The organism is Micromonospora sp. L5 (assembly GCF_000177655.2).
Taxonomy (GTDB): Bacteria; Actinomycetota; Actinomycetes; order Mycobacteriales; family Micromonosporaceae; genus Micromonospora; species Micromonospora aurantiaca.
Genome location: NC_014815.1, coordinates 6,423,381 through 6,434,642, shown reverse-complemented (window position 1 = coordinate 6,434,642; position 11,262 = coordinate 6,423,381). Strand labels below are relative to the sequence as shown.

Annotated in this window: 1 protein-coding gene; it reads left to right on the top strand. The window is 76.4% G+C overall.

Features of this window, described 5'->3' with window-relative positions:
- The first annotated feature begins 27 nt into the window (after positions 1 to 27).
- Entirely contained in the window at positions 28 to 11,259 is an 11,232-nt protein-coding gene (locus ML5_RS29305; RefSeq protein ID WP_013477274.1) for a type I polyketide synthase, read from the top strand.
- The last annotated feature ends 3 nt before the right edge of the window (positions 11,260 to 11,262 follow it).

Below are 11,262 nucleotides of genomic sequence, written 5' to 3'. Positions count from 1 at the left end.
TGTGGTGTCACGAGAAAGCGAGATGTCATGGCGGACGAAGAGCGGCTGCGCGAATACCTGACGCGCGTCGTCGCCGAGCTGCAGCAGACCCGCCAACGGCTGCGCGAGGTCACCGCCGAGGAGTCCGAGCCGGTGGCGATCGTGGCGATGAGCTGCCGCTACCCGGGCGGCATCAGCTCGCCCGAGGAGCTGTGGGAGTTCGTCTCGTCCGGCGGGGACGCCATCGGCGACTTCCCCACGGACCGCGGCTGGGACCTGAAGCGGCTCTACCACGCCGATCCGAACAACGCCGGCACCTCGTACACCACGGCCGGCGGGTTCCTGCGCGACGCGGGGGAGTTCGACGCCGCGCTGTTCGGCATCTCGCCGCGCGAGGCGGTCGCCATGGACCCGCAGCAGCGGCTGCTGCTGGAGGTCACCTGGGAGCTGTTCGAACGCGCCGGCATCGCCCCGCTGTCGCTGCGTGGCAGCCGCTCCGGCGTCTTCGTGGGCACCTCCGGGCAGGACTACGCCGCCGTGCTGCACCGGGCGCCCGGCGTCGAGGGGTACGTGCTGACCGGCACCGCCGCCAGTGTCGTGTCCGGTCGGCTGGCGTACACGTTCGGGCTGGAAGGCCCGTCGGTCACCGTGGACACCGCCTGCTCGTCGGCGTCGGTCGCCATCCATCTCGCCTGCCAGGCGCTGCGCCAGCGCGAGTGCGGCCTCGCCCTGGCCGGCGGCGCGACCGTGCTGGCCACCCCCGGCCCGTTCGTCGAGTTCTCCCGGCAGCGCGGCCTCGCCGCCGACGGCCGGTGCAAGTCGTTCGCCGCCTCCGCCGACGGCACCGGCTGGTCCGAGGGCGTCGGCATGCTGCTGCTGGAACGGCTCAGCGACGCCCGCCGCAACGGCCACCCCGTGCTCGGCGTCATCCGCAGCTCGGCGGTCAACTCCGACGGCGCGTCGAACGGCCTCACCGCCCCCAACGGCCCGTCCCAGCAGCGGGTCATCCGGCAGGCCCTGGCCGGCGCGAAGCTCACCCCCGACCTGGTCGACGTGGTCGAGGCGCACGGCACCGGCACCACCCTCGGCGACCCGATCGAGGCCCAGGCGCTGCTCGTCACGTACGGCCGGGAGCGGGGCGACGCCGCGCCGCTGCTGCTCGGCTCCATCAAGTCGAACATCGGCCACACCCAGGCCGCCGCCGGCATCGCCGGTGTGATCAAGATGGTGCTGGCGATGCGGCACGGCGTCGTGCCGGCCACCCTGCACGTCGACGAGCCCACCCCGCACGTGGACTGGGCCGCCGGCGCGGTCACCCTCGTCACCGAGGCCACGCCGTGGCCGGCCGTGGACCGGCCGCGCCGGGCCGCCGTCTCGTCGTTCGGGATGAGCGGCACCAACACCCACCTCATCCTCGAACAGCCCGAACCGGCCGGCGTCGAGGCGGACCACCCGGTGCCGCCCGCGCCCGCGCCGGTGCTGCTCACCGGCCGCACCCGCACCGCCCTGCGCCGCCAGGCCGAGCGCTGGTCGGCCTACGTCGCCGACGACGCGCACCTGCGCCCGGCCGACGTCGCCTGGACCTCGGCGGTCTCCCGCTCACCCCTGGAGCACCGGGCGGTCGTGCTCGCCGACGACCGCGACGGCCTGCTCGCCGCCCTGCACGCCCTCGCCGACGACCGGCCCGCCCCCGGCCTGGTCACCGGCACCGCCGCCGAGCGGGGCGGGGTCGCGTTCCTCTTCTCCGGCCAGGGTGCCCAGCGCGCCGGCGCCGGCCGGGAACTGTACGAGGCGTACCCGGTCTTCGCGGAGGCGCTCGACGAGGTCTGCGCCCACCTCGACCACCGGCTGCCCCGGCCGCTGAAGCCGCTGCTGTTCGCCGGGCCCGGCACCGCCGAGGCCGACCTGCTCGACCAGACCGTCTTCACCCAGGCCGCGCTGTTCGCCGTCGAGGTGGCGTTGCACCGGTTGCTCGGCTCCTGGGGGCTGGCCCCCGACATGGTCGCCGGGCACTCCGTCGGCGAACTGACCGCCGCCCACGTGGCCGGCGTGCTCGGCCTCGACGACGCGTGCGCCCTCGTCGCCGCCCGGGGCCGGCTCATGCAGGCCCTGCCCACCGGCGGCGCGATGCTCGCCGTGGCCGCCGACGAGGCCCGGGTCGCCGAGTCGATCGCCGCGCTGACCGGCCGGGTCGCCGTCGCCGCCGTCAACGGCCCCGACGCCGTCGTCGTCTCCGGCGAGGCGGCGGCCATCGACGAGCTGGCGGGACTCTGGACCGACCGGGGGGTGCAGGTGCGGCGGCTGCGGGTCAGCCACGCCTTCCACAGCCCGCTGATGGAGCCGATGCTCGCCGAGTTCGCCGCCGTCGCGGCCCGGCTCGACCTGCGCGCCCCGACCCTGCCGGTGGTGTCCAACGTGACCGGTGAGCTGGCCGACCCGGCGCAGCTCACCGACCCGGACTACTGGGTGCGCCACGTCCGGGAGGCGGTCCGCTTCGCCGACGGCGTACGCGCCCTGCGCGCCCACGGCGTCGGTACCTTCGTGGAGGTCGGACCGGACGCCGTGCTCACCGCCGGCGTCCAGGAGACCCTCGCCGGGACCGAGACCGAGACCACCGACGCGGCCCCCGCCGTGGTGGTTCCGGTGCTGCGCCGGGACCGCCCGGACCGCCGTACCCTGCTCGCCGCCCTCGCCCAGCTCCACGTCGCCGGTACGCCGCCGCGCTGGGCGGACGTCCTCGCCGACCTGCCCGGCCGGCTCGTCGACCTGCCCACCTACCCGTTCGAGCGGCAGCACTACTGGGTGCCGGCCGAGGCGCCCGCCGACGACACCACGACGGGCGGGGCCGGCGCGCTCGACCGGCGGTTCTGGGCCGCCGTCGAACGCGCCGATCTCGACGCGCTGCGCGACACCCTCGCCGTCACCGACACCGCCGCCGCCGAGTCGCTGCGTACCCTGCTGCCCGTCCTCGCCGACTGGCGGCGGCAGCGGCAGGAACACTCGGTCCTCGACGGCTGGCGGTACCGGGAGGAGTGGCAGGTGGCCCCCGAGCCCGCCCCCGCCCGGCTGACCGGCACCTGGCTGCTGGCGGTGCCCGCCGCCGACGCGGACGACCCGGCGGCGCGGGCCGTCCGGGCTGCGCTGACCGACGCCGGCGCCGACGTGCGGCCCCTGACCGTCGAGCCGGACGCCGACCGGGCGGCCCTCGCGGCAGCCCTCGCCGGCACCGAGCCCGCCGGCGTCGTCTCCCTGCTCGCCGGGGAACCGCGCACCGGCGGCACGGTCCTGCCCGGCCTGACCGCCACCCTCGCGCTCGCGCAGGCGCTCGGCGACGCCGGCGGGGCCACGTCGCTGTGGCTGGTCACCCGGGGCGCGGTCGCCGCCGCCTCATACGACCGGCTCGTCGACCCGGCGCAGGCAGCGATCTGGGGCCTCGGCCGGGTCGTCGGCGTCGAGGCGCCGCACCGCTGGGGCGGCCTGGTCGACCTGCCGTCCGACCCCGACGACCGGGCCGTCGCCCGGCTCGCCGCGATCCTCACCGGATCGACCGGCGAGGACCAGCTGGCGGTACGCGGCCCCGGGGTCTTCGCCCGCCGCCTCGTCCGCGCCGCCCTCGGCGACCGCCCGCCGGCGCGCCGGTTCACGCCCACCGGCACCGCCCTGGTCACCGGCGGCACGGGCGGGCTCGGGGCCCGCGCCGCCCGCTGGCTCGCCGCCGCCGGAGCCGAACACGTCGTGCTGGTCAGCCGGCGCGGGCCCGACGCCCCCGGCGCGGCCGCGCTGGAGGCAGAGCTGACCGCCCTCGGGACCAGGGTCACCGTCGCCGCCTGCGACATCGCCGACCGGGCCGCCGTCGCCGACCTGCTCGACCGTGTCGAGGCCGCCGGCCCGCCGGTGCGTACGGTCGTGCACACCGCCGGCGTCGCGCAGGCCACCCCGCTGGCGGAGGTCACCCCCGCCGAACTGGCCGAGGTCACCGCCGGCAAGACCGCCGGGGCCACCCACCTCGCCGACCTGCTCGCCGACCGGGAACTGGACGCCTTCGTCGTCTACTCGTCCATCGCCGCCACCTGGGGCAGCGGCGGGCAGGCCGGATACGCGGCCGGCAACGCCTACCTCGACGCGCTCGTGCAGCGGCGGCGCGCCGACGGCCGGTCCGGCACCGCCATCGCCTGGGGGCCCTGGTCCGACGGCGGCATGCACGCCGCCGACGCCGAACGGAACCTGCGCCGTCGGGGCCTGCCCGCCATGGACCCGGCCGTCGCCACGGCCGCGTTGCAGCAGGCCCTCGACCACGACGACGTCACCGTGACGGTGGCCGACGTGGACTGGGCCCGGTTCGCCCCCGCGTACGCCTCCGCCCGCCGCCGGCCACTGCTGGAGGGCGTACCGGAGGCGCGGGCCGCCCTCGACGGCGGCGCCGCAGCCGACGACGGCGACGACGGCCCGGCGGCGACCCTGCGCCGGCGCCTCGCCGCGCTGGCCCCGGCCCGACGCGAGGAGACCGTCGCCGAGATGGTCCGCGAACTCGCCGCCGACGTGCTCGGCCACGACGGCGGGGCCGCCGCCGTCGGCGCGACCACCGCGTTCCGCGACCTCGGCTTCGACTCGCTGACCGCTGTGGAGCTGCGCAACCGGCTCGTCGCCGCCACCGGGCAGGCGCTGCCCACCACCCTGGTCTTCGACCACCCGACCCCGGCCGTGCTGGCCCGCTTCCTGCTCACCGGCCTCTTCGGCGCCGGCGCCGACGCCGGGCCGGCCCCCGTCGCCGCCCCGGCCGCCGTGGGCGACGACGAGCCGGTGGCCGTCGTCGCCATGGCCTGCCGCTACCCGGGCGGCGTCGACGGCCCCGAGCAGCTGTGGCGCCTCGTCGCCGACGGCGTCGACGCGATCGGAGACTTCCCGACCGACCGGGGCTGGGACCTCGACCGGCTCTACGACCCCGACCCGGCCAACCCCGGCACCACGTACGCCGACAAGGGCGGCTTCCTGCACGCGGCGGGCGAGTTCGACCCGGGCTTCTTCGGGATCTCGCCGCGCGAGGCGGCGGCGATGGACCCGCAGCAGCGGTTGCTGCTGGAGGTCTCGTGGGAGGCGGTCGAGCGGGCAGGGGTTGAGCCTGGGGTCCTTCGGGGTTCGCGAACAGGGGTGTTCGTGGGCACGAATGGTCAGGACTATGGGGCCCTGCTCATGGCTGCGGGGGAGCAGGCCGAAGGGTTCGGGGCCACGGGCAACGCCGCGAGTGTGGTGTCGGGTCGGGTGGCGTACGCGTTGGGGTTGGAGGGGCCGGCGGTGTCGGTGGACACGGCGTGTTCGTCGTCGCTTGTGGCGTTGCACCTGGCGGTGCAGTCGCTGCGGCGCGGCGAGTGCGACATGGCCCTCGCCGGCGGCGTCACGGTCATGGCCACCCCCGGCACCTTCTTTGAGTTCTCCCGGCAGCGGGGCCTGGCGGCCGACGGCCGGTGCAAGGCGTTCGCGGCGGGTGCCGACGGCACGGGCTGGGGCGAGGGCGTGGGCGTGCTGGTGGTGGAGCGGTTGTCGGACGCGCGGCGTAACGGTCACGAGGTGCTGGCGATCGTGCGGGGCAGTGCGGTCAATCAGGATGGTGCGTCGAACGGGCTGACGGCCCCGAACGGTCCGTCGCAGCAGCGGGTGATCCGCCAGGCGCTCGCCGGTGCCCGGCTGGGCAGCGCGGATGTCGACGTGGTGGAGGCGCACGGTACGGGCACGACGCTGGGTGACCCGATCGAGGCGCAGGCCCTGCTGGCGACCTACGGGCAGGGCCGCGAGGGACACGAGCCGCTGCTGCTCGGCTCGATCAAGTCGAACATCGGCCACACCCAGGCCGCCTCGGGTGTCGCCGGTGTGATCAAGATGGTGCTGGCGATGCGGGAGGGCGTGGTCCCGGCGACGCTGCACGTGGACGAGCCGTCGCCGCACATCGACTGGACCTCCGGTGCGGTGGAGCTGGCGACGCAGGCGCGGCCGTGGCCGGCGGTGGAGCGCCCGCGTCGGGCGGCGGTGTCGTCGTTCGGCATGTCCGGCACGAATGCCCATGTGATCATCGAGCAGGCCGACGAGCTGTCCGTCGCTCCGGTCGAGCACGGCCCGGGCCTGGTGGCCTCCGATGTCGTGGTGTGGCCGGTGTCGGCGCGGTCGAAGGGCGCGCTCGCGGGGCAGGCGGCCCGCCTGGCGGACTTCCTGCGCGGGCGCGGCGCCGGCGGCGCCGGGCACCTCCAGCGGGCCAACGAAGCCGTGGTGGATGTGGCAGCGGTGGGCTGGTCCCTGGCTACGACCCGGTCGGCGTTCGATCACCGTGCCGCTGTCGTCGGGTCGGGCACGGAGGAGTTGCTGGCGGGGCTGGAGGCCCTGTCCGCCGGTACCCCGGCGGGGAACCTCGTGACGGGCGCGGTTTCCGGCACCGGTGCGGGTGTGGTGTTCGTGTTCCCGGGTCAGGGTGCGCAGTCGGCACGAATGGCGGCGGGTCTCGTCGGTCGTACGCCGGTGTTCGACGCGAAGCTGGCCGAGTGCCGGCGGGCCCTGGCGCCGTACCTCGACGTGGACCTCATCGCGGTGTTGACCGGCGAGGACGAGTCGTGGTTGGAGCGGGTGGAGGTCGTGCAGCCGGTGCTGTGGGCCGTGGGTGTGGCTCTGGCGGCGGTGTGGCAGCACGCCGGGGTCACCCCGGCGGCGGTGGTCGGTCACTCGCAGGGCGAGATCGGCGCGGCGTGCCTGGCCGGGATCCTGTCTCTGGAGGACGCGGCGAAGGCCGTGGCCCTGCGCTCGCGGGCGCTGACGGTACTGCGGGGCACCGGCACGATGGCGTCGATCGACCTGTCCGCCGAGGCGGTGGGCGAGCGGCTGCCGGCGTTCCCGGGCGTCGGTGTCGCGGCGGTCAACGGCCCGTCCACCGTCGTGGTGTCGGGTCCGCCGCAACCGGTCGCCGACCTCGTGGAGGCGTGCCAGACCGACGGCGTTCGGGCCCGCTTGATCCCGGTGGACTACGCCTCGCATTCGGCGGCGGTGCAGGACGTCGCGGAGCAGTTGCGCGCCGACCTGGCCGACGTGACGCCGCAGCCGGGCCACACCCGCCTGGTGTCGACGCTCACCGGGGACTGGGTGGACCCGGCGTCGATGACGGCGGACTACTGGTACGACAATCTGCGGCAGACCGTCCAGTTCGAGGCCGCCGTCCGGGTGGCCGTCGAGGCGGGTCACACGACGTTCGTGGAGATCTCCCCGCATCCGGTGCTGGCGATGCCGGTCACGGCGATCCTGGACGACGTCGGCGTGGGCGGGCACACGCTGGGCAGTCTGCGGCGCGGTGACGACGACGCGACGCGGCTGCTGACGAACCTCGCCACCGCGCACACGATCGGCCTGCCCGTCGACCTGACGGCCGTACTCGCCGAGACCGGCACCGTCGCACTGCCCACGTACGCCTTCGAGCACGGACGCTACTGGCTGGACGCCCCCGCGCACCGCGTACGTGACGTCGGCTCCGCCGGCCTCCAGGACACCGGGCACCCGCTGCTCAGCGCGGCGGTACCCGTCGCCGACGACCGGACGGTGGTGCTGACCGGGCGGCTGTCGGTGCGTACCCACCCGTGGCTGGCCGACCACGCCGTCGGCGGGGCAGTGATCGTCCCCGGCACCGGCGTCGTCGACATGGTGGTCCGGGCCGGTGACGAGGTCGACGCCGGCCAGGTGGGCGACCTGACGCTGATCAACCCGCTGGTGCTCCCCGCGACCGGCGCGATGCAGGTGCAGGTCCGCGTGGGCCCGCCCGCCGACACCGGCGAGCGGAGCGTCACAGTGCACTCCCGCCCCGAGGAGGACGCCGACGCCGAGTGGACCCGGCACGCCGAGGGCCTCCTGCTGCCGCAACTGCCCGACCCGGCCGCCGTACCAGGGCAGTGGCCGCCGGCCGGCGCCGTCGAGATCGACGCCGACCTGGACGCCTGGTACGCACAGATGGCCGAGGGTGGCCTCGGCTACGGCCCCGCCTTCCGAGGGCTGCGCCGGGTGTGGCGCGGCGACGGCGAGGTCTACGCCGAGGTGGCCCTCCCCGAGGAGGCGAGCGCCGACGCGTCCCGCTTCGGGCTGCACCCGGCCCTGTTCGACGCGGCCCTGCAGGCCAGCGGGGTCACCGCCCTGCTCGACGACCCGGCGGACACCTCCGGGGCGGGCTGGATGCCGTTCGCCTTCCGCTCGGTCGCCCTGCACGCCCACGGGGCCACCCGGCTGCGGGCGCGGCTGCGCTCCCTCGGCCCGGACACCGTCGCGGTCACCCTCGCCGACACCGCCGGCCAGCCGGTCGCCACCGTCGAGTCGCTGACGTTCCGCCCCGTCGCCGCGGGCCGGGCCGACGAGGCGGCCGCGCTGCGCCGCACCTCGGTGTTCCACCTGGACTGGACGCCGCTGCCGGGTGCCGACGCGGCGGCGGGGCAGACGGTCAGCTGGGCGCTGCTCGGCGACGACACCCTCGGCCTCACCGGTGCGCTCACCGCCGCCGGGCACCCGGTGCGGTCCCACGCCGACCTGGCGGCGCTGGTCGCCGAGATCGGGGAGTCCGGGGACGTACCCGATATGGTGCTGGACCTGCGCTCCGGCGCGGAGCCGGACCCGCAGCGGGCCGGCGAGGCCGCGCACGACGCGGCCCGCGACGCGCTCGCGCTGGTGCAGCAGTGGCTGGGCGAGTCCCGGCTGGAGCGGTCCCGGCTGGTCCTGCACACCCGGGGCGCGGTCGGCGCGGCCCCGGGCGAGGCCCCCCGCGACCTGGCCCGGGCGAGCCTGTGGGGACTGGTCCGCTCCGCGCAGTCCGAGCACCCCGGCCGGTTCACGCTGCTCGACACCGACGAGGACGCCGCCTCCCTGGCGGCCGTCCCGGCGGCCGTCGCCTCCGGCGAGCCGCAGCTCGCGCTCCGCGACGGCGCGCCGCTCGTGCCGCGGCTGACCCGGGCCCGCGACGCCGGGGTGCTGCCGCTGCCCGCCGGCGAGGTGCCATGGCGCCTCGACGTCACCGAGAAGGGCACGCTGGAGAACCTCGCCCTGCTGCCCGGCCCCGAGACGGCCGGGGAGCTGCCGGCGGGCCACGTCCTGGTCGGGATGCGCGCCTCCGGGCTGAACTTCCGCGACGTGGTGCTGGCCCTCGGCATGGTCCCCGACCAGGAGGTGCTGGGCAACGAGGGCGCCGGCGTGGTGCTCGGCGTGGGGCCGGGCGTCACCGACCTCGCCCCCGGCGACCGGGTGACGGGCATCTTCTCCGGCTCGTTCTCCTCGGCGGCGGTCACCGACCGCAGGCTGCTCACCCGCATCCCCGACGGCTGGTCCTACACCGACGCCGCCGCCGTGCCCGTGGTCTTCCTGACCGCCTGGTACGGGCTGGTGGAGCTGGCCCGGCTGCGCGCGGGCGAGTCAGTGATCATCCACGCGGCGGCCGGCGGCGTCGGCATGGCCGCCGTGCAGATCGCCCGCCACCTCGGCGCGGAGGTCTACGGCACGGCCAGCCCCGGCAAGTGGCCGGCGCTGCGCGCCACCGGCTTCGACGACGCGCACCTCGCCTCCTCCCGCAGCCTCGACTTCGCCGACGAGTTCGCCCACCGCACCGGTGGCCGGGGCGTCGACGTGGTGCTCAACGCCCTGCGCGGCGAGTACGTCGACGCGTCGCTGCGGCTGCTCGCCGACGGCGGCCGGTTCGTCGAGATGGGCAAGACCGACAAGCGCGACCCGCGGCAGGTCGCCGCCGACCACCCGGGCGTCAGCTACCAGGTCTTCGACCTCATCGAGGCCGGCCCCGGGAAAATCGGTGCGATGCTGGGCGAACTGATGGCGCTCTTCGCCGCCGGTGCGCTGCGGCCCCTGCCCCGGCGCACCTGGGACGTCCGGCGCGCCCCCGAGGCGTTCCGCTTCCTCAGCCAGGCCCGGCACGTCGGCAAGCTCGCCCTGAGTATCCCGCAGACGCCCCGGCTCGACGGCACGGTCCTGGTCTCCGGGGCGACCGGCACCCTCGGCGCGCTGCTCTGCCGGCATCTGGTCACCGCGCACGGCGCCCGGCAACTGCTGCTGGTCAGCCGGCGCGGCCCGGACGCCGAGGGCGCCGACGACCTGCTCGCCGACCTCAAGGCCCTCGGCGCGGACGTGTCGATCGTCGCCGTCGACCTGGCCCACCCGGACGCCGTGGCGGACGTGCTGTCCACGGTGGACCGGCGCCACCCGCTGCGCGCCGTCGTGCACGCCGCCGGCGTCCTCGACGACGCCACCGTCGAGTCGCTCACCCCCGACCGCCTCGCCGCGGTGCTGCGGCCCAAGGTCGACGTGGCGTGGAACCTGCACCGGGCCACCCTCGGCCACGAGCTGAGCGCGTTCGTGCTCTTCTCCGCCGCCGCGGGCGTGTTCGGCGGTCCCGGCCAGGGCAACTACGCCGCCGGCAACGCGTTCCTCGACGCCCTCGCCGAGCACCGGCGGGCCCTCGGCCTGCCGGCCGTCGCGCTGGCGTGGGGCCGCTGGGCGCAGGCCAGCGGCATGACCGGTCACCTCGACTCGGCCGACATCCGCCGCCTCGACCGGGGCGGCATGGCCGCCCTCTCCGACGCCGAGGGGCTCGCCCTGTTCGACGCGGTCTGGCGCTCGGAGCGGGCGACCCTCATGCCCGCGAAGATCGTCACCGGCGTGGCCGCGCCCGGGTCGCCCGTACACCCGCTGCTGACCAACCTGGTCCGCGCCGCCGGCCGCCGGGCCGCGGCCGGTGCGGCCACCGACGGGCAGGCGTACGCCGAGACGCTGCGCGCCCTGCCCGACGACAAGCGGGCACGCGCCCTGCGCGACCTGGTGCTGTCGCACGTGGCGGTCGTCCTCGGCCACGGCGACCCGGCCGGCATCGAGCCGACCCGGGCGTTCCGGGAACTCGGCTTCGACTCGCTCACCGCCGTCGAGCTGCGCAACCGGCTCGGCGCGGCCACCGGGCTGCGGCTGCCGGCGACGCTGGTCTTCGACAACCCGACGCCCGAGGCGCTCGCCGCCCACCTGGGCGGGCAGTTCGTCCCGGCGACCTCGGCGGGCGAGCCGTCGGGGGCGGGCCGGGAACTCGACCGGCTGGAGGCGGCGCTCGTCGGGCTGGACCCGGCCGACGACGAGTTCCGCCGGATCACCGACCGGCTGCACGGCCTGCTGGGCCGGCTGACCGAGCGGCAGGCGGACGCGGACGGCGACGACGACCTGGAGTCGGCCACCGCCGCGAACATCTTCGACCTGATCGACCGCGAGCTGGAGACGTCGTGACCA